Below are 23,139 nucleotides of genomic sequence, written 5' to 3'. Positions count from 1 at the left end.
ATGAATGGGCGCATGTGCATCGTGTCGCGCCGCTCGCTGCCGGCCGACGCCCTGATCCGCTTCGTCGTCGCCCCGGACGGGCAGGTCGTGCCGGACCTCAGGCGACGGTTGCCCGGACGCGGCGCCCATATCGAGGCGCGGCGTTCGGTGGTCGAGACGGCGATGAAGCGCAAGCTTCTGTCGCGGGCCCTGAAGCGCGAGCTGACTGGAACCGAAACGCTGGCCGACGATTTGGAAGCGCTTCTGGTTCGCGCGGCGACGGGCGCTCTGGCGCTCGCCCGCAAGGCCGGCCAGCTGACGACCGGGTCGACCAAGGTCGATGCCGCGCTGCGCGCGGGCAAGGCTCTCGCGGTCCTCCACGCCTCGGATGGCGCGGCGGACGGAATTCGAAAGCTCGACGGAGCGCGCCATGCGCGGGCCGCCGAGACGGGAGGGCGGCCGGTGCCGGCCTACCAGTCGCTGACCGCCGACGAAATCGGTTTGGCCATGGGCGACCTGAATGTGATACACGCGGCCATCCTGCCCGGTGGAGCTGGAGCGGCCCTGATCGAGCGCCTCGATGCGCTGGAGACCTACCGGGGCGCAAGCGCCCGGGAAACCAACGAAGCGGATGCCGGTCACCAGCCGGCTTCGTGAAGCCACCATTAAGATCAACGGCTGAGCACGGTTGAAAAATGCTCTAGGCACGGATAGTGGCGCGGGGAACAAACCCGCGCAGGAAGCGGAAGCGGTAATGAGCGATACGAAATCGGGCGATGACAAGACGCTGAGCGTCACCCCGAAGAAGACCCTGTCCCTGAAGCCGAGCGGCAGCGTTTCGCAGTCCACGGTGCGGCAGAACTTCTCGCACGGGCGGACGAAGAGCGTCGTCGTGGAGACCAAGAAGCGCAAGTTCTCGGTCCCCGGCGAAACGGCAAAGGAAGCGCCTGCGGCGTCCGAGGCCGCAGCGGCGCCTGCAGCACCCGCGCCCGCACCGGCTGCGGCGGCGCCCGCACGCCCGACCCTGACGCCCGCGCAGATGGCGGCGCTGGAGCATGCGGCTAAGAACCCGCAGGCGCCGGTCACCCCCGATCGCCCCGTGGCGCCGGTCGCCCAGGCGGAACCGGTCGCCAAGGCCGCCGAGACGGCGCCCGCGGCCGAGGCGGCGCCTGCCGTGCCCGCACCGGCCGCCGCTGCTCCGGCTCCCGCTCCTGCTGCGCCCGTCGCCGAGGCTCCTGCCGCGACGCCGAGCGTCTCCACGCCCCCTTCCGAACCCGAGTCACCGAAGCCTTCCTTGAACGATACCGCCAAAACCGCCGCGCCCGCGGCCACCCCGACCGCCACTCCGGCTGCCGCGTCCGCCGCGCCCCGCGCCCCGCAGGGCACGGCACCGCGTCCGGGCGCGCCTGCGCCCGCCCGCCCCGCCGCCGGCGGCCCGGCCGGCGCGCAGCGTCCGGGACAGCCGGCGCGTCCCGGCTATGCCGGCTCGCAGGCCGGCCGCCCCGGCGCGCCGGGCCAGCAGCGCCCCGGTCAGCCGGCTCAGGTCGGTCGTCCGGGCCAGCCGGGCGGGCGTGACGACCGTCGCGGTCCCGCGCCGGCCGCTGCCGCGCCCGGTGCCCGCCAGCCGCGCGGCGCCGTCCTGTCGGATTTGTCGTCCAAGGAAATGGATGCGCGTCGTCGCGCCCTGATCCTCGCGCAGCAGCGCGAGGCCGAGGACCGTCGCCTGTTCCAGATCGAGGAGGCGCGCCGCGTCGCCGAGGACGAGCGTCGCCGCGCCGAGCGCGAGGAATCCGAGCGCCGTCAGGCCGAGGAGAACGCGCGTCTCGAGCTCGAGGCCGCTGCCCGCAAGAAGGCCGAGGAGGACGCGGCCCGCCGCGCCGCCAACAAGCCCGTCGCCCGCACCAGTGGCGGCAAGGCCAATGTCAACGTCATCCCCGGCCCGCCGCCGGTGGACGATGGCCTGGGCCTGCGCCCGGCCGGTCGTACCGACCTCACCAAGAAGACGCGGGCCGACGACGAGGACGATCGTCGCCGTCCGGGCGCCGCTCGTGGTCCGGCACGCGCGCCAGCCGCCGACGCCGCCAAGCCGACGCGCGCCCGCACCGGCGACGACCGCCGTGGCGCCGGCCGCGTCAATGTCGAGCGTGCGCTGTCCGACGAGGACGCGCGCGGCCGCTCGCTGTCGTCGATGCGTCGTCGCCAGGAGAAGTTCAAGCGCTCGCAGCAGAACCAGACCCGCGAGAAGATTGCCCGCGAAGTGATTATCCCCGAGACCATCACCATCCAGGAACTCGCCAACCGCATGTCGGAGCGGGCCGTGGACGTCATCAAGTTCCTGATGGCGCAGGGTCAGATGATGAAGCCGGGCGACGTGATCGACGCCGATCTCGCCGAGATCATCGCGTCCGAGTTCGGCCATACGGTTCGCCGCGTCGCGGAATCGGACGTCGAGACCGGCATGTTCGACGTGGCGAGCGATCCGGAGAAGCTGGTCACGCGGCCACCGGTTGTCACGATCATGGGCCACGTCGACCACGGCAAGACCTCGCTCCTCGACGCGATCCGCAAGACCAGCGTCGTGTCGGGCGAGGCCGGCGGCATCACGCAGCACATCGGCGCCTACCAGGTCGAGCAGAACGGTCAGAAAATCTCGTTCATCGACACGCCGGGCCACGCCGCGTTCACGGCGATGCGCGCTCGCGGCGCGCAGGCGACCGACATCGCGATCCTCGTGGTGGCGGCCGACGACAGCGTCATGCCGCAGACGATCGAGTCGATCAGCCACGCGAAGGCGGCCGGCGTGCCGATCATCGTGGCGATCAACAAGATCGACAAGCCGGCCGCCGATGCCCAGAAGGTCCGCACGCAGCTCCTCCAGCACGAGGTGTTCGTGGAATCGATGGGTGGTGAGGTGCTCGACGTCGAGGTGTCGGCCAAGACCGGCGCGAACCTCGACAAGCTCCTCGAGGCGATCCTGCTGCAGGCCGAAATCCTCGACCTGAAGGCCGACCCCGACCGCACTGCCGAAGGCGTGGTGATCGAGGCCCAGCTCGACCGTGGCCGCGGCCCGGTGGCGACGACGCTCGTCCAGGCCGGCACGCTGCGCGTCGGCGACATCGTGGTCGCCGGCGACCAGTGGGGCCGCGTGCGCGCCCTCGTCAACGACCAGGGCAAGCAGATGAAGGAGGCCGGTCCGTCGACCCCCGTCGAGGTCCTCGGCATGCAGGGCACGCCGCTCGCCGGCGACCGCTTCGCGGTGGTCAAGGACGAGGCGCAGGCCCGCGAGATCACCGAGTACCGTCAGCGCCTGACGCGCGAGAAGGCGGTCGCCAAGTCGGCCGGTCAGCGCGGCTCGCTCGAGCAGATGATGAACCAGCTGCAGTCGAGCGGCCTCAAGACCTTCCCGCTGCTCGTCAAGGGCGACGTGCAGGGCTCGGTCGAGGCGATCGGAACGGCTCTGGAGAAGCTCGGCACGGACGAAGTGCAGGCGCGCATCGTCCATTCGGGCGCCGGTGCGATCACCGAGTCGGACGTCCAGCTGGCCGCCACCTCGAACGCCGCGATCATCGGCTTCAACGTGCGTGCCAACGCGCAGGCCCGTCAGCTCGCCGAGCGCGAGGGGATCGAGATCCGCTACTACAACATCATCTACGACCTCGTGGATGACGTGAAGCAGGCGATGTCGGGCCTCCTGTCGCCCGAGCGGCGCGAGACGTTCCTCGGCAATGCCGAGATCCTGGAGGTGTTCCACATCACCAAGATCGGCAAGGTCGCGGGCTGCCGCGTCACGGAAGGCAAGGTCGAGCGCGGTGCGGGCGTACGCCTCATCCGCGACGGCGTGGTCATCCACGAGGGCACGCTCAAGACGCTCAAGCGCTTCAAGGACGAAGTCGCCGAGGTGCCGGGCGGCCAAGAATGCGGCATGGCCTTCCAGAACTACGAGGATATCCGCGTCGGCGATATCATCGAGAACTTCCGCGTGGAGCACATCGCCCGCACGCTCTGATCCCAAGACGGCGGTCCTCGAGGGGACCGCCCGACCGGACCCAATGCGCAAAGCCCGGCGGCAACGCCGGGCTTTGCAGTTGCGTTCGCACGAGGGACGATGCGGCCTCACGCCTAGGAGCAACCAGCCATGGCCAAGCATACCAAAGCCCCGAAAGGGCCGTCGCAGCGTCAGCTGTCGGTCGGCGAGAAGGTTCGCCACGCCCTGACCGAAACCCTGCAGCGTCGCGAGATCCTGGACCCGCTCCTCGAAAACGCCGTGATCAGCGTGACGGAAGTGCGCATGAGTCCCGACCTGAAGCTCGCCACCGCCTATGTCACGGTGTTCGGGCAGGAGAACGTGGACCCCTACGTGCAGGCCCTCAACGGCCATGCGCGGTTCCTGCGCGGTCGGCTTACGCCGGCGCTCAGGCAGATGAAGTACATGCCGGAGGTCCGCTTCCGGCAGGACGACAGTTTCGACAACTATGCCCGGATCGACGCGCTCCTGCGCTCGCCGGAGGTCCTGCGCGACACGCAAGGGACGGCAGACGACGAGGACGACAACTGATGGCACGTCGCGGGAAGAAGCCGAAGGGCCGCCCGATTTCCGGCTGGGTGATCTTCGACAAGCCGAAAGGCATGGGCTCCACGGAAGCCGTCTCGAAGATCAAGTGGCTCTATTTCGCGCAGAAGGCGGGCCATGCCGGCACGCTCGATCCGCTGGCGTCCGGCATGCTGCCGATCGCGCTCGGCGATGCGACGAAGACCGTCCCCTTCGTGATGGACGGGCAGAAGACCTATCGCTTCACCGTGTCCTGGGGCGCGGAGACGACCACCGACGACACGGAAGGCCCGGTGGTCAACGCCTCCGACCGCCGCCCGTCCCGCGCCGATATCGAGGCCCTCCTGCCGAACTATACCGGCGAGATCTCCCAGGTGCCGCCCGCCTTCTCGGCGATCAAGATCGAGGGCGAGCGCGCCTATGATCTGGCGCGCGCCGGCGAGACCGTCGAGATCGCCGCGCGCACCGTGACGGTGCACCGGCTGGCGATCGTCGAAATGCCCGACGCCTCGATCACGACCTTCGAGGCCGAGTGCGGCAAGGGCACCTATGTCAGAGCCATCGCGCGCGACCTCGGGCGCGACCTCGGCTGCTTCGGCCACATCACCGAGCTTCGCCGCGTGCGCGTCGGCTCGTTCGACGAGGACGACATGGTCACGCTCGACGAGCTGATGGATGCCGCCGAAGAGGGGCTTGAGGAGCTGACGCCGGAGGCGGCGGAAGCCGGTGCGCGCGCCCGCATCACCGACTTCACCGCGCTCGACGAGATCGTGCTCGACGCGGCAACCGCGCTCTCGGACCTCTACGAGGTGGCGCTGACCGACGATCAGGCCGGGCGGGTGCTGTCGGGCAATCCCGTGCTCCTGCGCGGGCGCGATGCGCCGGCCTTCTGCGACGAAGCCTATGCCACCGGACAGGGGCGCCTCGTCGCGATCGGCTCGATCGACCAGGGCTCGTTCCATCCCAAACGCGTCTTCGGCGGGCGCGGCTAGAACGAGCCCCTTCCGTTCCGGGCTGGCATTCCCCGCGGAATGCGCCTATACCCGCCTCGCGTGCCCGGCCGTTCAGTCCGGGCGTCGCTTCATGGCCCTGGCTGGACGACATCCCGGCTCGGGCGTCCCAACCCTCCAAATGCTCCAAGAAAGGGATATCCGATGTCGATCACGCTCGAGCGCAAAGCCGAACTCATGAAGGAATACGGCACCAAGGAAGGCGACACCGGTTCGCCCGAGGTGCAGGTCGCCCTTCTGTCGGAGCGCATCGCCAACCTGACCGAACACTTCAAGGGCCACAAGAAGGACAACCACTCGCGTCGTGGCCTTCTCAAGATGGTGTCCCAGCGTCGCCGCCTCCTCGACTACCTGAAGGAGCGCGAGGAAGAGCGCTACACCGCGCTGATCGGCCGTCTCGGCCTGCGTCGCTAAATCCGTCATTCGGCGCGGCGCTCAAGGGTCCTTGAGCGCCGCGCCCGCATTTCGAACCAGCTTCTCCCGCCCCGGCGGGGAAAGCCTGTCCCGGCCGGCGGCTCAGACGAGCGCCGCGCCAGAGAGCCCAACGCTCATGGGGCAGGATTGCCGGATGCTTCCCGGCATGATCCCGACGGCCGCGCGCCGGACGGAACCCATCGTGCCCGGGCGCCGCTGACCTCTAGCCGCGCCGCGACCGGAAGCCTCCCGCCGTCTTGCCCATGCGCGTTTCCCTTTGCCCGGCCGCGATCCATCGCGGCGCAGACACGAGGCCTATCGCATGTTCAATACCCATAAGGTCGAGATCGAATGGGGCGGCCGCACGCTGACCCTCGAAACCGGCAAGATCGCCCGTCAGGCCGACGGCGCGGTGCTCGCCACCTACGGCGAGACCGCCGTGCTCGCGACCGTCGTCTCGGCCAAGGCCCCCAAACCCGGCTTCGATTTCTTCCCGCTGACCGTCAACTACCAGGAAAAGGCGTTCGCCGCCGGCAAGATCCCGGGCGGCTACTTCAAGCGCGAGGGCCGTCCCTCCGAGAAGGAAACGCTGGTCTCGCGCCTGATCGACCGTCCGATCCGCCCGCTCTTTGCGGAAGGCTACAAGAACGACACGCAGGTCGTCGTCACCGTCCTGCAGCATGACCTCGAGAACGACCCGGACGTCCTGGCGATGGTCGCGGCCTCCGCGGCGCTGACGCTGTCCGGCGTGCCCTTCATGGGCCCGATCGGCGGCGCGCGCGTCGGCTACATCAACGGCGAATTCAAGCTGAACCCGCATGTCGACGAGATGGGCGAGTCCAAGCTCGACCTCGTGGTCGCCGGCACGCAGGACGCGGTGCTGATGGTGGAATCCGAGGCGCACGAGCTCGACGAAGAGACGATGCTCGGCGCCGTCATGTTCGGTCACAAGGGCTTCCAGCCGGTGATCGAGGCGATCATCAAGCTCGCCGAGCACGCCGCCAAGGAGCCGCGCAACCACACGGTGCCCGATCACTCGGCGCTCGAGAGCGAGATGCTGGGCCTTGCCGAGGCGGAACTGCGCGACGCCTACAAGAACACCGACAAGCAGGCCCGCTACGCCGCCGTCGACGCGGTGAAGGCGAAGGTCATGGCGCACTTCCTGCCCGAGGGTCAGGACCCGAAGGCTCCGAAGGAAGACGTCGGCACCGTCTTCAAGGAGCTCCAGGCCAAGATCGTGCGTTGGAACATCCTCGACACCAAGAGCCGCATCGACGGCCGCGACCTGTCAACCGTCCGCCAGATCGTTTCCGAGGCCGGCATCCTGCCGCGCACCCACGGTTCGGCGCTCTTCACGCGCGGCGAGACGCAGGCGCTGGTCGTGGCCACGCTCGGCACCGGCGAGGACGAGCAGTACGTCGACAGCTTGACCGGCACCTACAAGGAGACCTTCCTCCTTCACTACAACTTCCCCCCGTACTCGGTCGGCGAGACGGGCCGCATGGGCTCGCCCGGCCGCCGCGAGATCGGCCATGGCAAGCTCGCCTGGCGCGCCATCCGCCCGATGCTGCCGGCCAAGGAAGCCTTCCCCTACACGATCCGCGCCGTCTCGGAAGTGACCGAGTCGAACGGCTCGTCCTCGATGGCGACCGTCTGCGGCACCTCCCTCGCACTGATGGACGCCGGCGTGCCGCTGGCGCGACCGGTGGCCGGTATTGCCATGGGCCTCATCCTCGAGGGTGAGCGCTTCGCGGTCCTGTCCGACATCCTCGGCGACGAGGACCACCTCGGCGACATGGACTTCAAGGTGGCCGGCACCGACCGGGGCATCACCTCGCTGCAGATGGACATCAAGATCCAGGGCATCACCGAGGAGATCATGAAGATCGCCCTCGAGCAGGCCAAGGGCGGTCGCGAGCACATCCTCGCCGAGATGAACAAGGCGCTGGGTTCGGCCCGCGCCGAGCTCGGCGAGTTCGCCCCGCGCATCGAGGTCATGCAGATCCCGACCGACAAGATCCGCGACGTGATCGGCTCGGGCGGCAAGGTGATCCGCGAGATCGTCGAGAAGACCGGTGCCAAGATCAACATCGAGGACGACGGCACCGTGAAGATCGCCTCGTCCTCCGGCAAGGAGATCGAGGCGGCCAAGAAGTGGATCCACTCGATCGTGGCCGAGCCGGAAGTCGGCGAGATTTACGAGGGCACGGTGGTGAAGTGCGTCGAGTTCGGCGCCTTCGTGAACTTCTTCGGCTCGCGCGACGGTCTCGTCCACATCAGCCAACTGGCCGCCGATCGCGTCCAGAAGACGCAGGACGTCGTCAAGGAAGGCCAGAAGGTCTGGGTCAAGCTCATGGGCTTCGACGAGCGCGGCAAGGTCCGCCTCTCCATGAAGGTCGTCGACCAGGCGACCGGCGAGGAGATCAAGAAGCCCGCCAAGGAAGACGACGCGGAGTAATCCCGTCTCGCTAGTGACGATCGAAGGGGCGGCCGACGGGCCGCCCCTTTTCGTTGGGCGAAGGAACGCCGCGAAACGAAAAGGCCCCGGCGGGGTGTCCGCCGGGGCCTTGTCTCGAGTGCCGCGGATGCGATCAGACGATCGTCAGGCCGACGTCGAGGTTGTTGCGGGTCGCATTGGAATAGGGGCAGACCTGATGGGCGGTGTCGACGAGCTTCTGCGCATCGGCGCGGTCGAGGCCCGGCAGCGAGATCGTCAGATCGGCGGTGATGCCGTAGCCGCCTTCCGAGCGCGGGCCGAAGCCGATCTCGGCGGTCACCGTCGCATCGTTCGGCACCTTCACGCCGACCTTCGAGGAGACGGCGCGCATGGCGCCGAGGAAGCAGGCGGAGTAGCCGGCGGCGAACAGCTTCTCCGGGTTGGCGCCGTCACCGCCCGGTCCGCCCATTTCCTTGGGGACGACGAGGTTCAGGTCGAGATTGCCGTCCTCGGAGCGGACATGGCCGTCGCGGCCGCCACCGGACGCGGTGGCGCGGGTCTTGTAGATCGTGTCGACAGGCATGGAACCTTCTCCTTCTCGGCGCAATTGATTATTGCGATAAACGCAGATGTAGAGGGGAAGCTATCGCCTGTCCAGCGGAAAATTATTGTGATAAGCAAAATGCCGACCGAACCGAGGCTGAAGCCATGACGCGCGCGAAACCGCCGCTGCCGCTCGACGACCATCTGTGCTTTGCGCTCTACGGCGCGTCGATGGCGATCGGCCGGCTCTACAAGCCGATCCTCGACGAATGGGGCATCACCTATCCGCAGTACCTGACGCTGTCGGTCCTGTGGGAGGAAGACGGCCAGCGCGTCGGCGACCTAGCCGCCCGGCTGGATCTCGAGCCGAGCACGATGACCCCGCTGGTCACGCGTCTGGCGTCGGCGGGGTTCGTGACGCGCGAGCGCGATACGGTCGACGCGCGTCAGGTCATCGTGCGGCTGACGGAGGCCGGCCGCGCCCTCGCCGACCGCAGCCGTTGCCTGGGAGAGGCGCTGGTGGCGTCGGCCGGACTGCCCCTCGACCGACTGCGGGAGATGACCGCGGATGCGCGCCGGCTGCGCGACGCGGTGTCGGGGCGGGGCGGCGATGCCGCCGCCCCGAACGACGGCTGAAGGCCTAAGGGGCCGGGTTGCCGACGCGCTGGTGCACGCCGTCCACCGCGTCCTGCATCTCCGCCGTCCATTCAACGTCCTCGGCGGCGAGGCACTCGTCGAGCTGCGCCATCGTCGTCGCGCCGATGATCGAGGCCGTGACGAAGTCCTGCGCCAGCACGAAGGCGTTCGCGAAGGTGGCGGGGGCAAGACCGAACTCGCGGGCGAGCGCCACATAGGCGTCGACGGCCTCCGCGGTGCCGTGCTTCTCGTAGCGCTGCAACCGGTCGAACAGCGCCTTGCGCGAGCCCACAGGAAGCGCGCCGCCGGCATACTTGCCGGTGAGATAGCCCTGCGCCAGCGGCGAGTAGGCGAGGAGGCCGACACCTTCGCGCACGGCGATCTCGGCCTGCGCCGTCTCGAACGTGCGGTTCAGGAGATTGTAGGCGTTCTGGATGCTCGCCATGCGTGGCGCTCGTCCGGCGTCGGCAAGCGTCAGCCAGCGCATCGTGCCCCAGGCGCTCTCGTTCGACAGGCCGGCGTGGCGGATCTTGCCGTCCCGCACGAGGTCCTGGAAGACTGCAGCCGTCTCTTCGATCGCCACCTCGTCCAGGGCGGCTTCGGGCGTCGTCCAGCGCGTCGGCACCGAGCCGAAGCCCGTGGTTGGGCGGTCCGGCCAGTGGATCTGGTAGAGATCGATGCAGTCGATGCCGAGGCGCCTCAGCGACCCCTCGACGGCTTCGACGACATTGCGACGGTCGAGGCGCGGCTCCGAACCGTCGGCGCGGAACCAGGTCGAGGTGGAGCGGCCGACGACCTTGGTCGCGATCACCATGCGGTCGCGGTTGCCGCGCGCCCGCAGCCACGAGGCGATATAGGCCTCCGTGCGCCCCTGCGTCTCGGCCTTGGGCGGGATCGGATAGAGCTCGGCCGCGTCGAGGAAGTTGACGCCGCGCTCCACGGCGCGGTCGAGCTGCTCGTGCGCTTCGCCTTCGGTGTTCTGTTCGCCGAAGGTCATGGTGCCGAGGCAGATCCGGCTGACGCGCAGATCCGTGCGCCCGAGCGGTCGTTGCTGCATGATGGGTTCCGAGAGCGTAGGGTGGGGGGGAGGGGCGTTTCGCCTTCGCTTTAGACCCGCGCCGCCTCGGCGGCAACGGCGGGGCTGTCATCGCATCCTCAAGCCCGTGCCCTAGATCAGAGCCTCCATCCCGACCGCTGGAGTGTCCATGCGCCTGATCCTCGTGCCCGCCTTCGCCTGCGACGGCGATCTCTACGAGCCGTTGATCGCGCTCCTGCGGCCCGACTTCGACTGCCGCACGGTGGTGCCGGCCGCGCCCGACATGGCGGCCTGCGCCCGCGAGGTCGTGGACGCGGCAGAGGGCAAGCCGTTTATCGTCGCCGGCACGTCGTTCGGCGGGCATGTGGCGCGCGAGGCGGCGCTGGCCGCGCCTTCGCTGGTCCGGGGCCTCGTGGTCATGGGAGCTGCGCCGCAGGGGCCGGCGAGCCGCGAGCCGTTCGACCGCCGCCGCGCGGCGATCGAGGCGGACGGCGGGGCGGAGATGCTGGAGGACATGGCGCGTGCGATCGTCTACGAGCCGGACGGGCGCGGCCAGGAGGCGGCCGACATCTTCCGCGCGATGGCCGCACGCGCCGGCATCGACCGGCTTCTTGCCCAGAACGAGGCGCTGATGACGCGGCCCGACCGCACGGCGGACCTCCAGCGCCTCGCCTGCCGCTCGCTTCTCGTCTGGGGGGAGGCGGACAGCTTCTCCGCGCCGGACGCCGGGCGCGCGATGGCGGAGGCGATGCCCGACGCGGAGTTCATGCTTCTGGAGGAGTGCGGGCACCTGCCGAGCCTCGAGGCACCGATGCGGGTCGCCGCCGCGATCCGCGCGCGCTTCGCTTGAGACCGGGCGTGCCCGATCTCGTCATCTTCGACTGCGACGGCGTGCTGGTCGATAGCGAGCATCTCGCAGGCGAGGCGCTGATCGCGCTGCACGAGGCGCATGGGATCGAGGTGTCGCGGGCGCTCTTTGCCTCCATCATCGGCATGAAGACGGTGGACGGGCTGGCGGCGCTCGCAGCCAGCACGGGCCGGGCGCTGCCGCCGGGCGCGGAGGCCGATCTCTGGCCGGCGACGGCGGCGGTGTTCCGCGAGCGGCTCAAGCCCTGCGAGGGTGTCGTCGAGCTTCTCGCCGCCTCGGACCTTCGCCGCTGCGTCGCCTCCTCCTCGCACCCCGACCGCCTGCGCCTCAGCCTCCGCGTCAGCGGGCTCGACGCCTACTTTCCGGAGGATGCGGTGTTCTCGGCGTCCGAAGTCCGGCGCGGCAAGCCGGCGCCGGACCTCTTCCTTCATGCGAGCGCGCGCATGGGCGTCGATCCCGGCCGCTGCGTCGTCATCGAGGATTCGCGCTTCGGGATCACGGCCGCCAAGACCGCCGGGATGACGGCCATCGGCTATACCGGCGCGAGCCACATGGGGCCTGCGGCGGCGGATGCGCTTCGGGCCGCCGGGGCCGACCATGTCTTCGGGTCGATGGCGGAGATCGCCGAGCGTCTCCGCCAGATCTGACTTGCGTCAGGCGGTGGCCGGGTCCACCTCGCCAGCGATCTCGGCCCGGCGCTCCTGCGCCTTCAATTCGTCCAGCGCGGGCATCGACATGATGTTGTAGCCGGCATCGACATAGTGGATCTCCCCGGTCACGCCGCGCGACAGGTCGGACAGGAGGTAGAGCGTCGAGTTGCCGACCTCCTCGTGCGTGACGTTGCGGCGCATCGGCGAGTTGCGGCGCTGATAGTTCAACATCAGGCGCGCGTCGGAGACGCCCGCACCCGCCAGCGTGCGCAAGGGACCGGCCGAGACGGCGTTGACGCGGATGTCGCGGGGGCCGAAATCGGCCGCGAGATAGCGCACCGAGGCTTCCAGCGCGGCCTTCGCGACGCCCATCACGTTGTAGTTCGGCATGACGCGCATCGAGCCGCCATAGGTCAGCGTCACCATCGAGCCGCCCTCGTTCATGATCGCGGCCGCGCGCTTGGCGACCTCGGTGAACGAGAAGCAGGAGATCACCATGGTGCGCGTGAAGTTCTCGCGCGTCGTGTCGGCGTAGAGGCCCTTCAACTCGTTCTTGTCGGAGAAGCCGATGGCGTGGACCACGAAGTCGATCGACCCCCACTCGGCCTTCAGCGTCTCGAACAGGGCGTCGACCGAGGCGATGTCCTCGACGTCGCAATCGACGAGAAGGGTCGAGCCGATCTCGGCGGCGAGCGGGCGCAGCCGCTTGCCGAACGCCTCGCCCTGGTAGCTGAAGGCGATCTCTGCGCCCTGGGCCGCGAGCGAGCGCGCCGCGCCCCAGGCGATCGAATTGTGGTTGGCGACGCCCATCACGAGGCCGCGCTTGCCCGTCATCAGTCCGGTCATCAGGGAAGCTTCCTCAGGCGCCGACGCGCTGGAACACAAGCGTGGCGTTGGTGCCGCCGAAGCCGAACGAATTGGACAGGGCAATGTCGATCTTCGCGTCGTCGATGCGCTTGCGCACGATCGGAACGCCCTCGAATTCGGGGTCGAGCTCCTCGATATGGGCGCTCTCGCCGATGAAGCCGGCCTGCATCATCAGGAGCGAGTAGATCGCCTCCTGCGCGCCCGCCGCGCCCAGCGAATGGCCGGTCAGCGACTTGGTCGATTGGACGAACGGCATGTCGTCGCCGAACACCTCGCGGATCGCGCCGATCTCCTTCGAGTCGCCGACCGGCGTCGAGGTGCCGTGCGTGTTCACATAGTCGACCCGGCCTTTCACGGTGGACAGCGCCTGGCGCATGCAACGGATCGCGCCCTCGCCGGACGGGGCCACCATGTCGTAGCCGTCCGAGGTCGCGCCGTAGCCGACGAGTTCGGCGTAGATCTTGGCGCCGCGCGCCACCGCCCGCTCGTACTCCTCGAGCACCACGACGCCCGCGCCGCCGGCGATGACGAAGCCGTCGCGGTTCTTGTCGTAGGCGCGCGAGGCGACCGACGGACGGCCGTTGAAGTCCGAGGACATGGCGCCCATGGCGTCGAAGAGGTTCGACATCGTCCAGTCGAGGTCCTCGTGGCCGCCCGCGAACATCACGTCCTGCTTGCCCCACTGGATCATCTCGGCGGCGTTGCCGATGCAGTGCGCCGAGGTCGAGCAGGCCGACGAGATCGAGTAGTTGACGCCGTGGATCTTGAACCAGGTCGCAAGCGTCGCGGAGGCCGTCGACGACATCGCCTTCGGCACGGCGAAGGGCCCGATGCGCTTCGGCGAGTTGTTCTTGCGGGTGATGTCGGCGGCCTCGATCAGGGTGCGCGTCGAGGGACCGCCCGAACCCATGATGATGCCGGTGCGCTCGTTGCCGGATACGTCGCTCTCGGGCAGCCCTGAGTCGGCGATGGCTTGGCGCATGGCGACGTGGTTCCACGCGCCGCCCTGGCTGAGGAAGCGCATGGCGCGCCGGTCCACCATGTCCGAGACGTCGATCTCGGGCTTGCCCCAGACGCGGCAGCGGAAGCCGTTGTCGGCAAAGTCCTGGGCGAAGCTGATGCCCGACTTCGCCTCGCGCAGCGAGGCGGTGACCTCGTTCAGATCGTTGCCGATCGAGGACACGATGCCCATTCCGGTCACGACGACGCGCCGCATGGCAAACTCCCTTGCAAGGGTCTCAAGGACCCGGATTCTTCGATGGGCGGGCGGATATCAGCCGCCGGCCGTCTCGTCCGCCTGCTCGTCCTGGAACAGGCCGACGCGCAGGTTGCTCGCCTGATAGATGACGACGCCGTCCGCCTTCATCCAGCCCTCGGCGATGCCGAGCTTGAGCTTGGAGCGCATCACGCGGCGAAAGTCGACGCCGTATTCCACGAGCTTGACCTTGGGCGTCACCTGGCCGGTGAACTTGACCTCGCCGACGCCGAGCGCGCGGCCGCGGCCGGGCTCGCCGAGCCAGCCGAGATAGAAGCCCGTCAGCTGCCAGAGCGCGTCGAGGCCGAGGCAGCCCGGCATCACCGGATCGCCCTTGAAGTGGCAGTCGAAGAACCAGAGGTCGGGCGAGACGTCGAACTCGGCGCGGATCGAGCCCTTGCCGAACTCGCCGCCGTCGGTGGTGACCTCGGTGATCCGGTCGAACATCAGCATCGGCGGCAGGGGGAGCTGCGCGTTGCCCGCGCCGAAGAGCTCGCCCCGGCCGCATGCCAGAATCTCGTCCTTGCCGAAATAGGTCTTCACCGTGTCCATTGATCCGTCCGGTTGGGGAACGGTATGCCGCCGCCGTTCCAACTTGTCTCAAATCGTTCGCGGGACGGCCCTTACCACGCGAGCGCCCGAGGGCAAATCCGTTAACGTCTAGAGAGGTGTCACGGTTTCGCGCCGGGCGCCGCCGTCATGGAGCCGACATGCGTGTCTTTTTCGTGCTGCTCACCCTCGCTGTCTCGATCGGCCCCGCCCTGTCGCAGGAGTGGCGCGCGAGCGGCCGGGGCGAGGGCGCGCGCGCCTACTTCACCCTGAAGGGGCGTCCGGCCGGTGCCGAGATCGCGTGCCTTCCCGGCGGCCGGCTCGGCGTCACGGCGGCCGGCAACGGGGCGCGTTTTCCGGCGGACCGGCCGGTGACGCTCGTCCTCTCGGTCGACGGCATGGCCTATGCCGGCGAGGCCCGCGTCGAGCCGGAGGGGGCGGGCGGCGGCTCGCGCTTCGTGCGCACCGTCGAAGGCAAGGACGCGGCGTCGCTGCTCGCCGCCCTCAAGCGGGGGCGGAGCCTCGAAGTGTCGAGCCCGGCCGGCCATGTCCGCCTGCCGCTCGTCGGGTCGGGCCGCGCGATCGCAGCGCTCGCACCGGCCTGCGCCGCGCCGTGAGGCCGTCCGTTGTTCGCGGTGCGAAATCCGACTATATTGAATCGCGGCAAGGCCTTGCGGCGGCGTATGACGCTCGTCTAAAGGTGAATAGAAGAGTCAAGTTTTCGGTGGTCGACGTCATGGACAATCGGGCCAAGCCCCTCGCGGCAGCGGACGCGCGCACGGCCGGTCGGCCTCAGAGCTTCTGCGTCTTCGAGCGCCTGCGCGCCTCGGGCCTCCGGCCGACCCGCCAGCGCGTGGCGCTGTGCAACCTGATCTTCGGTGCCGGCGACCGCCACCTGTCGGCGGAAGAGCTGCACGAGGAAGCGCACAAGGCGGGCGAGCCGGTGTCGCTGGCCACCGTCTACAATACGCTGCACCAGTTCACGGACGCCGGCCTCGTACGCCCGCTCTCGGGCGAGGGGCAGCGGACCTATTTCGACACCAACACGTCGGACCACCACCACTTCTTCGTGGAGGCCGACAACACGATGATCGACATTCCCGACGGAACGATCACGATCGACAACCTGCCCGAGCCGCCCGAGGGCATGGAGATCGTCAATGTCGACGTCGTGGTACGCCTGCGCCGCAAGACGGGTGCGAAGCCGCACGCCTGACGTCACGATCTAAGCAGCAGAAACGAAGAAGGCCGGTCGCCCCAGCGGGTGACCGGCCTTCCTGCTTTCGAGGCGGGGGGACGAGGCGCCTCAGAACCGTTCGTCGGGGTAGACACCCCAGATTTCCTTCTGGGTGACGAAGCCGCGCCGGCCGGCGGCCTCGACCTCGCACCAGCCGAACGAGCACTCGCGGACCTTGGTCAGGACGCCCGGCTCCATCTCGGCGACGATCGGTCCGTCGGTCGCGGCGGAGCGATGCATGGTGATCGTCGCCTGCGTCTTGCCCTTCAGCCAGGGAGCCGCGAGCGCCGTGCGCTCACCCGACAGGAGCGAATGGTAGACCCAGCCCTCGGTGCCTTCGGAGTCGCGGATGCGGCGCCAGAGGTCGTATTCCTGGATCACCTCCACCGGCAGGCCGGGCTTCAGGTAGAGCCAGGACACCGCGTAGTCCTTGCCGGGGCCGACGCGAAGGTTCACGCGGGCGGACTTCAGCGAGACGAAGCGCGGCAGCGGCAGCTTGCGCTGCATCTCGGCGTCCTCGCCTTCCTCGGCGGCGGCCGGTGCGGCCACCGGCGGCGTCGCGGCGGCGGCCGGAGACTGGGCATGCACCGCGCCGACCGACGGCAGGGCGGCGAGAAGGGCAAGGGCGATCGAGGCGAGAAGGGACGAGCGGGACACGGGGGGAGGGCTCCGGACATGCGGGACGGCTTCGGCCCGGCGGAGCCGGGTGGCCGGGCGCACAAGGATCTTTTCAAAAGATGACCCGTATGCCCGACGCATCGCCATGATCGCGCATCGGGGTTAACAACCCCTTGCCCGAAGCTGATCGGAGCGCGCCTCTCAGGCCGGCTGCGACAGTCCGGGAGCCGAAAGGCCGAGCCCCGCCAGACGCTCCTCCAGGGATACGGCGGGCTGGCTGCCTTCGGACGGGGACGCGACGTAGCGCGCGACGTCCTCCATCCGCCGGATCGTGCGCCAGAACACGTCCTCCATCAGGATATGGGCGAACTCGCCGTTGCGCCCCACGCTGTAGAGGCCGTCGACGCCGGTCGACATGGAGAAGAGACGGCGCTCGGTCTCATAGGCGCCGAGATAGACGGGATAGGAGATCGGGGTGCGGATCGTGCCGCCGGCGCCCAGATACCGCCCGCGAAGCTCTTCGCCGTAGAGCGCGCAGATCTGGTCGAGGCAGGTGCGGGCGAGGTCCTCGTCGCTCATCGTCCACCTCGCGTCGCCGACCTCGCAGCCGATGTCGAAGGTGATCAGCGTCTTGCCCTCGGGCGCCAGCCACGGCATCGAGATCGGCGCCTCGGTGAGGCGGAACGACAGCTGGCTGCGGTCGGGCACCCAGACCATCGTGTTCGGCAGGATGGCGCGACCGGAGAAGCGCAGATTGACGAACATCATCGGCCGGTAGCGGAACGCCGCAAGGGGCTTCAGCGCGTCGGTGCCTTCGACGAGCCGCGGCAGGACGTTGACCGGCGCGGTGGAGATGACCGCCGAGACGGGAATCTCGACGCCCGCGCTGCGGATCGCGACCACCCGGCCCTTGTCGACGAGGATACGCTCCACCGGCGACTGGAGGCGCACCGCGCCGTCGAGCTTGCGCAGCGTCGGCTCGAGCATCCGGGCGAGGCCGCCCTCGGGATAGACGTGATAGACGCCCGCCCCTTCCGGCATCGTGCGGGTGTAGCCGTTGCACACGGCCCGCCGCGTCACCTTGGCGGCGGCGCTGAGATAGAGCGACTTGACGATGCTGTTGCCGAACTTCTCGCCGACCGAGGACGAGAGCTCGCGCGCCGGCGCCCCCGACCAGGCCTCGACCAGCGGCATCGCCACCTCCTCGGCCATGGCGTCGCCGTAGGAGCGGCGCATCCAGTCCTCGGCGTTGGCGGCGGGCGTCTTCGGACGGCTGGCAAAACGGCTCTTCAGGGCGCTTGCCAGAAAGCGCGGCTCGGCCATCAGGCCGAAGGGATGGCTGCGGTCGCGACCGTCGATACGCACCGCCTCGCCGTAGTGGCGAACCGTACGGCAAATGTCCTCCGCGCCGAGCGCCTTGGCGAGCCGGTTGGAGATGAAGTGCGCGCCGTAGTCGTAGGAGAAGCCCTCGGCGTCCTTGAAGGAGGCCGCCATGCCGCCGACCGCCTTGCCCGCCTCGAACACCACCGCCGGCAGGCCGCGTCGCTTGAGTTCGGCCGCGGCCGTCAATCCGGCGAGACCCGCTCCCAGTACCGCGATCGGCTTCATCGTCTTCTCCCCATCTCGTTCCGCGGACTAAAGCAGAACGTCGGTGAACAATGGGGGAAGGATACAGTCGCAATTCGATGGAATCACGGGCCCGTGATCGGTATCTCGACTTAAGGCTAACGAAGATCGTCCGGCAGGATCGCTGACGACTTCCGCACCGGCATGGGCTCAGGGCGATGGATCGGCCGGGCGGCGGTAGCGGATTTCCTCGAAGCGCATTCGCAGGATGTCGACGAGAAGCAGGCGCCCGACCATCGGATCACCGACGTCGGCGACGAGCTTGATGGCCTCCGCCGCGCCCATCGTGCCCATGATGCCGGTGACGACGCCGAGAATTCCGGCCTCCGCGCAGGTCGGCACGGTGCCCTCGGGGGGCGGCTCGGGGAAGAGGTCGCGGTAGCGGGGCGAGAGCCGCCCGTCCGGGCCTGGCCTGTGAGGCATGAGCGTCGTCAGCGATCCGGAGAAGCGCTGGACCGCGACCGTGACGAGGGGGACCCTCGCAGCCTCGCAGAGATCGGCGACGAGGAAGCGCGTCGCGAAGTTGTCGGAGCCGTCGACGACGACGTCGTAGCGCGACACGAGGGCCGGCCCGTTCGACGCATCGAGGCGGACGGGATGGGCCTCGATCGCGACATGCGGGTTAAGCCGCCCCAGTGCTTCGGCCGCGGCTTCCACCTTCGGCCGGGCGAGATCCGTGGTCTCGAACAGTACCTGCCGCTGGAGGTTCGACAGGGACACGTGGTCGTCGTCGACGAGCCCGATCGTGCCGACGCCGGCCGCCGCGAGATAGAGAGCGGCCGGCGAGCCGATGCCGCCGGCGCCGACGAGGAGCACGCGGCTTCCCTTCAACCGCTGCTGCCCTGGCCCCCCGATCTCGGGCAGCACGATGTGGCGGGCGTAGCGGCCGAGCTCGTCGGCGGAGAGCGGGGGAGGGGAGGGCGAGAGCGTCATGTCACGGCTCCGTTGGCGACGAGGAGCATCTGCGCGCGCCCGTCGAGCGCCTCGAACAGCGCGGCGTCGGTGCCGGTCAGGAAGGACTGGACGCCGAGATCGTCGAGAATGTCGAAAAGGGCGGCCCGGCGGCCGGGATCGAGATGGGCGGCGATCTCGTCGAGAAGAAGGACCGGCGCCATGCCGGACGCCGCCTCCACGAGGCGGGCATGGGCGAGGACCAGGCCGATCAGGAGTGCCTTCTGCTCGCCGGTCGAGGAGAGGGCGGCCGGCATCGCCTTGGCACGGTGCGTGACGGCGAGGTCGCCGCGATGGGGGCCTTCCAGCGTGCGGCCGGCGGCGCGGTCGACCATGCGTCGGCGCGCCAGGCGCTCGGTGACGCGGTCCTCGAGGTCCACCGCCGCGCCTTCGAGCGGGAGGTCGTCGTAGCCGGACTGGAGATCGAGTTCGGCCACCGGGAAGGGCGAGGCGGAGGCGGCATCGAGGAGCCCGGCGAGGCGGGCGACGAGATCGGCGCGCGCCAGCGCGATCGCCAGCCCGAGTTCGGCCATCTGCCGCTCGATCCCGGCCAGCCAGCGGTCGTCGAGGCGATCCTCCGAGAGGAGACGGTTGCGCCCGCGCATCGCCTTCTCGTAGTCGAGCGTGCGCCGCCCGTGCTCGGGATCGACCGTCAGCACCATGCGGTCGAGGAAGCGGCGGCGCTCGGTGGCGGGGCCGGTGAACAGCCCGTCCATCGCGGGCGTCAGCCAGACGACGCGCAGGACGTCGAGAAGCTCGTCGATCGATCGGGCGGTGGTGCCGTCGATGCGCAGGACACGCGCGGGCGTGCCCTCGTCGGGGCGCACAAGGGTCAGGACGTCGGTCGGCTCGTCCTCGGGCGTCGGCGCGGCGAGGCGCGCGCGCACGGAGAAGCCGCCCGTCGCAGCGCCGCCCGTGCTGCGTGCGATCTCGCCGTAGGCGGCGCGCCGCAGGCCCTTGCCCGGCGACAGGAGCGACAGCGCCTCCAAGAGATTGGTCTTGCCTGAGCCGTTGTCGCCGTGGAGCACGACGAAGCGCGAGCGGATGGAAAGGTTCAGCGTCTCGTAGTTGCGAAAGTCCACGAGGCCGAGCCCGGTCACGCGGATCCGGGCATCGCGGGCGAGGTCCATCGGCGCGGCGATGCGCCTCGTCAGACGCGCATCGGCATCAGGACGTAGAGCGTGCCCTCGTCGCCGCCGTCGCGGATCAGGGTCGGCGAGCCGGGATCGGCCATCATGAAGACCGCGCTGTCGCCGGATAGCTGGCCGGTGATGTCGAGAAGGTACCGGGCGTTGAAGCCGATCTCGATCTCTTCCGCCTCATAGCCGACGGGCAGCTCCTCCGTCGCGGTGCCCGCGTCCGGCGAGTTGACGGTGAGGACGAGCTGGCCGCCCGAGAGCGCGAGCTTCACCGCACGCCCGCGCTCGGACGAGATCGTGGACACGCGGTCGACCGCGGCCGAGAAGCTCTGGCGGTCGAGCGTCAGCGCCTTGTCGTTTCCGGTCGGGATGACGCGCTGGTAGTCGGGGAAGGTGCCGTCGATGAGCTTCGAGGTCATCACCACGGCGCCGAGCGAGAAGCGGATCTTGGAGTCCGACAATTCGATCGCCACCGTCTCGGCGCCTTCGCCGAGAAGCTTCTGGATCTCGGCCACGGTCTTGCGCGGCACGATGATGCCCGGCATGCCTTCCGAGCCTGCGGGCGCGGGCATCTCGGCGCGCGCCAGGCGATGGCCGTCGGTCGCCACCGCGCGCAGTGTCAGGGCGCCGCCGGTCTCGATCGTGTGGAGGAAGATGCCGTTGAGGTAGTAGCGCGTCTCCTCGGTGGAAATCGCGAACTGCGTGCGCTCGACGAGCCGCGCGAGATCGGACGCCTTCAGCGTGAAGGCGTGGGTGAAGGCGCCGGCGGTGATGTCCGGAAAGTCGGCCTCGGGGAGGCACTGGAGGCGGAAGGTCGAGCGCCCGGCCGAGACGGTCATCTGCGCGCCGTCGCCTGTCGTCTCGAGCTTGACCTCGGAGCCATCCGGCAGCTTGCGCACGATGTCGTAGAGGAGGTGGGCCGGAACCGTCGTCGCGCCCGGCACGTCGCCGCTCGCCGGCACGCTTTCGGTGATCTCGATGTCGAGGTCGGTCGCCTTCAGGCGCATCGCCCCGTCCTCGGTCTTCAGGAGGACGTTGGAGAGGATTGGGATCGTGTTGCGCCGCTCCACCACACGCTGGATGTGGCTCAGCGACTTCAGAAGGTTCGACCGCTCGATGATGATACGCATGGACGACAACCGTTCGCAGGGTCGAAAGGGCGCCGAGCCCATCGGACCCCTCCGAGAAAAGGTCCCGACGTTTTAGAGCAAAGGCCGGCGGGCGCAAAGGAAAACCGCCGGAAACGTCGCGTTTCCGGCGGCACGGGTCAGGCCGGCAGCTTCACTCCTCGATCATACGGCGGATGACGTCGAGCTCCTCCGACAGCTTCTCGTCGCCCGCACGCTCAGCCTCGATCTTGCGCACGGCATGGAGCACCGTCGTGTGGTCGCGCCCGCCGAAGCGGCGGCCGATCTCGGGCAGCGAGCGCGGCGTCATGGTCTTGGCGAGATACATGGCGATCTGGCGCGGGCGCACGATCGTGCGTGTGCGCCGGGCCGACAGGATGTCGGTGCGCGACACGTTGTAGTGGCGCGAGACGAACTTCAGGATGTCCTCGATGCGCACCCGCTTCTCGCCGCCGGCCCGCGTCAGCTGATTGAGGAGGTCGTCGAGATGCTCGGCCGACAGCGGCTGGCCGACGGCATGACGGAAGGCGATCTGGTTGAAGGCGCCCTCGAGGTCGCGGCCCGAGCCGACGACGCGGCGCGCGATCGTGTCCACCACCGTCTCGGGGATCGCGAAGCTCGGATCGCCTGCCTTCATCGCCGAGACGCGCGAGGCGAGGATGCCGCGGCGCATCTCGTAGTCCGGCGACACCATCTCGATCGCGACGCCCCCCGACAGGCGCGAGCGCACGCGGCTGTCAAGCGATTCGAGCTCGAAGGCCGGGCGGTCGGCGGCCACGATCACCTGACGCGCCGAATCGATCAGAGCGTTGAGGAGGTGGCAGAACTCCTGCTGGATCGACTTCCCCTGCAGGAACTGCATGTCGTCGATGATCAGGATGTCGATGCCGCGTAGGTTCTCCTTGAAATCGAGCGCCTGGTTGTCGCGGATCGCGGTGGCGAAGCGCCACATGAAGTATTCTGCCGTAAGGTACACGACGCGGGGCTTGTCCTCGCGGGCGACGGCCGCGTTGGCGATCGCCTGGAGAAGGTGCGTCTTGCCGAGGCCCACCGAGGCGTGGAGGAACAGGGGGTTGAAGCGCACGGACTGCGGCCCGTTCTCGGCGATCGAGCGGGCGGCGGCAAGCGCCACGCGGTTCGACGCGCCCTCGACGAAGGTCGAGAAGACGTAGCGCGGGTCAAGCGGCGAGCCGAACTCGGCGCGAGCGCCCTCGGTGGGCGCCGTGCGCTCGGTCGGGGCGGCGACGCGCGGGGCGACGCTTCCCACCGTGCGCGCGTCGCCCGCCGCCGGCGTCGGCTGGTCGGCATTGGCGGCCGGGGGCGGAACGCTGGCGCCGCGCACGGCCGAGCGGACGGCGACGTCCACCTTCAGCGTGCCCGGTACCTCCTCGGCGAAGATCTGCAGCAGAAGATCGCGGTAATGCCCGTTGATCCACGATTTGAGAAACGCCGTCGGCACCGACAGCTGAACGACGCCCTTGCCGACATGCTCGAGCTTCAGGCGGGCGAACCAGGAGGCGAAGACGTCGGGGCCGAGCTGCGCCTTGAGACGGGCGTTCACGCGATCGAGGATCGCCGTCTCGTCGCGTGCCGGTGCTGCCATGGAAGTCTCGCCATTCGCGGGTGCGGCGGAAGCCGCACGGCTGGG

22 protein-coding genes and 1 pseudogene are annotated in these 23,139 nt (G+C 69.2%); 12 read left to right on the top strand and 11 right to left on the bottom strand.

Features of this window, described 5'->3' with window-relative positions; translation table 11 throughout:
- The 7 genes and pseudogenes from BM175_RS13300 (at window position 1) to pnp (ending at window position 8,410) form a co-directional block, all read left to right on the top strand.
- The gene (locus BM175_RS13300) at window positions 1-636 is read left to right on the top strand and encodes an RNA-binding protein (RefSeq protein ID WP_244546001.1); all 636 of its coding nucleotides are present in this window, start codon (window positions 1-3) and stop codon (window positions 634-636) included.
- A gap of 97 nt (window positions 637-733) precedes the next feature.
- Window positions 734-985 (top strand): annotated as a pseudogene (locus tag BM175_RS23345) (translation initiation factor IF-2 associated domain-containing protein); the annotation flags it as partial.
- Between the two features lie 168 nt (window positions 986-1,153).
- Window positions 1,154-3,985 (top strand): translation initiation factor IF-2, encoded by a 2,832-nt coding sequence (gene infB, locus BM175_RS13295; RefSeq protein ID WP_342029261.1) that lies wholly within the window; start codon window positions 1,154-1,156, stop codon window positions 3,983-3,985.
- 129 nt (window positions 3,986-4,114) lie between these two features.
- Window positions 4,115-4,534, top strand: coding sequence for a 30S ribosome-binding factor RbfA (rbfA, locus tag BM175_RS13290; protein WP_090963806.1), 420 nt, complete (start codon window positions 4,115-4,117; stop codon window positions 4,532-4,534).
- Window positions 4,534-5,520, top strand: coding sequence for a tRNA pseudouridine(55) synthase TruB (gene truB / locus BM175_RS13285; protein ID WP_090963804.1), 987 nt, complete (start codon window positions 4,534-4,536; stop codon window positions 5,518-5,520). Before rbfA ends, truB begins: the two co-directional genes overlap by 1 nt.
- A 162-nt stretch (window positions 5,521-5,682) precedes the next feature.
- Complete coding sequence (gene rpsO, locus BM175_RS13280; protein WP_055893552.1) at window positions 5,683-5,952, top strand: 30S ribosomal protein S15; 270 nt, start codon at window positions 5,683-5,685, stop codon at window positions 5,950-5,952.
- Between the two features lie 322 nt (window positions 5,953-6,274).
- Entirely contained in the window at window positions 6,275-8,410 is a 2,136-nt protein-coding gene (gene pnp, locus BM175_RS13275) for a polyribonucleotide nucleotidyltransferase (protein ID WP_090963802.1), read from the top strand.
- 133 nt (window positions 8,411-8,543) lie between these two features.
- Here pnp and BM175_RS13270 read toward each other — a convergent pair whose 3' ends face one another.
- Window positions 8,544-8,972, bottom strand: a complete 429-nt coding sequence (locus BM175_RS13270; RefSeq protein WP_055893546.1) for an organic hydroperoxide resistance protein — start codon at window positions 8,970-8,972, stop codon at window positions 8,544-8,546.
- Window positions 8,973-9,097: 125 nt separating this feature from the next.
- Here BM175_RS13270 and BM175_RS13265 point away from each other — a divergent pair, with 125 nt between their 5' ends.
- On the top strand, window positions 9,098-9,568 hold the full coding sequence (locus BM175_RS13265; RefSeq protein WP_090963799.1) for a MarR family winged helix-turn-helix transcriptional regulator: 471 nt from the start codon (window positions 9,098-9,100) through the stop codon (window positions 9,566-9,568).
- 4 nt (window positions 9,569-9,572) lie between these two features.
- On the opposite strand, the gene BM175_RS13260 is transcribed toward BM175_RS13265, so the two are convergent.
- On the bottom strand, window positions 9,573-10,625 hold the full coding sequence (locus BM175_RS13260) for an aldo/keto reductase (RefSeq protein ID WP_090963797.1): 1,053 nt from the start codon (window positions 10,623-10,625) through the stop codon (window positions 9,573-9,575).
- 148 nt (window positions 10,626-10,773) lie between these two features.
- Between BM175_RS13260 and BM175_RS13255 the strand changes: the two genes are divergently transcribed.
- Together BM175_RS13255 and BM175_RS13250 are read left to right on the top strand one after the other, a co-directional pair.
- Window positions 10,774-11,454, top strand: a complete 681-nt coding sequence (locus BM175_RS13255; RefSeq protein ID WP_090963795.1) for an alpha/beta fold hydrolase — start codon at window positions 10,774-10,776, stop codon at window positions 11,452-11,454.
- A gap of 8 nt (window positions 11,455-11,462) precedes the next feature.
- The gene (locus BM175_RS13250) at window positions 11,463-12,119 is read left to right on the top strand and encodes an HAD family hydrolase (protein WP_244545994.1); all 657 of its coding nucleotides are present in this window, start codon (window positions 11,463-11,465) and stop codon (window positions 12,117-12,119) included.
- 6 nt (window positions 12,120-12,125) lie between these two features.
- On the opposite strand, the gene fabI is transcribed toward BM175_RS13250, so the two are convergent.
- Genes fabI through fabA form a run of 3 tightly spaced genes read right to left on the bottom strand, consistent with a single transcriptional unit; the run spans window position 12,126 to window position 14,796 of the window.
- Entirely contained in the window at window positions 12,126-12,968 is an 843-nt protein-coding gene (gene fabI / locus BM175_RS13245) for an enoyl-ACP reductase FabI (protein ID WP_090963791.1), read from the bottom strand.
- 13 nt (window positions 12,969-12,981) lie between these two features.
- A complete protein-coding gene (fabB, locus tag BM175_RS13240) occupies window positions 12,982-14,205 on the bottom strand; it encodes a beta-ketoacyl-ACP synthase I (RefSeq protein WP_090963789.1) in 1,224 nt (407 codons plus the stop codon).
- Between the two features lie 57 nt (window positions 14,206-14,262).
- Window positions 14,263-14,796 carry a 3-hydroxyacyl-[acyl-carrier-protein] dehydratase FabA gene (gene fabA / locus BM175_RS13235; RefSeq protein WP_090963787.1) on the bottom strand — a complete coding sequence of 178 codons (534 nt, stop codon included), beginning with the start codon at window positions 14,794-14,796 and terminating at the stop codon, window positions 14,263-14,265.
- Window positions 14,797-14,954: 158 nt separating this feature from the next.
- On the opposite strand from fabA, the gene BM175_RS22740 reads away from it, so the two are divergent.
- Window positions 14,955-15,410: a hypothetical protein gene (locus BM175_RS22740; protein ID WP_090963785.1), complete on the top strand. Its 456-nt coding sequence runs from the start codon at window positions 14,955-14,957 to the stop codon at window positions 15,408-15,410.
- 119 nt (window positions 15,411-15,529) lie between these two features.
- Complete coding sequence (gene irrA, locus BM175_RS13225) at window positions 15,530-16,009, top strand: iron response transcriptional regulator IrrA (protein WP_090963947.1); 480 nt, start codon at window positions 15,530-15,532, stop codon at window positions 16,007-16,009.
- A gap of 90 nt (window positions 16,010-16,099) precedes the next feature.
- Here the strand turns inward: irrA and BM175_RS13220 are convergent, their stop codons facing one another.
- The 6 genes from BM175_RS13220 to dnaA all read right to left on the bottom strand — a co-directional run bounded on the left by BM175_RS13220 (window position 16,100) and on the right by dnaA (window position 23,094).
- Entirely contained in the window at window positions 16,100-16,636 is a 537-nt protein-coding gene (locus BM175_RS13220; protein WP_246716993.1) for an SH3 domain-containing protein, read from the bottom strand.
- 213 nt (window positions 16,637-16,849) lie between these two features.
- Window positions 16,850-18,256, bottom strand: a complete 1,407-nt coding sequence (locus BM175_RS13215) for a protoporphyrinogen/coproporphyrinogen oxidase (RefSeq protein WP_090963783.1) — start codon at window positions 18,254-18,256, stop codon at window positions 16,850-16,852.
- Window positions 18,257-18,424: 168 nt separating this feature from the next.
- Entirely contained in the window at window positions 18,425-19,207 is a 783-nt protein-coding gene (locus BM175_RS13210; RefSeq protein ID WP_090963781.1) for a HesA/MoeB/ThiF family protein, read from the bottom strand.
- Window positions 19,204-20,355, bottom strand: coding sequence for a DNA replication/repair protein RecF (gene recF, locus BM175_RS13205; protein ID WP_090963779.1), 1,152 nt, complete (start codon window positions 20,353-20,355; stop codon window positions 19,204-19,206). Before recF ends, BM175_RS13210 begins: the two co-directional genes overlap by 4 nt.
- Before the next feature lie 20 nt (window positions 20,356-20,375).
- Window positions 20,376-21,494 carry a DNA polymerase III subunit beta gene (dnaN, locus tag BM175_RS13200; protein WP_090963777.1) on the bottom strand — a complete coding sequence of 373 codons (1,119 nt, stop codon included), beginning with the start codon at window positions 21,492-21,494 and terminating at the stop codon, window positions 20,376-20,378.
- A gap of 151 nt (window positions 21,495-21,645) precedes the next feature.
- On the bottom strand, window positions 21,646-23,094 hold the full coding sequence (dnaA, locus tag BM175_RS13195) for a chromosomal replication initiator protein DnaA (protein WP_090963775.1): 1,449 nt from the start codon (window positions 23,092-23,094) through the stop codon (window positions 21,646-21,648).
- Window positions 23,095-23,139 lie beyond the last annotated feature (45 nt).

It is taken from the genome of Aureimonas phyllosphaerae (assembly GCF_900113065.1).
Taxonomy (GTDB): domain Bacteria; phylum Pseudomonadota; class Alphaproteobacteria; order Rhizobiales; family Rhizobiaceae; genus Aureimonas; species Aureimonas phyllosphaerae.
This window is presented reverse-complemented; position numbering and strand designations above follow the sequence as displayed.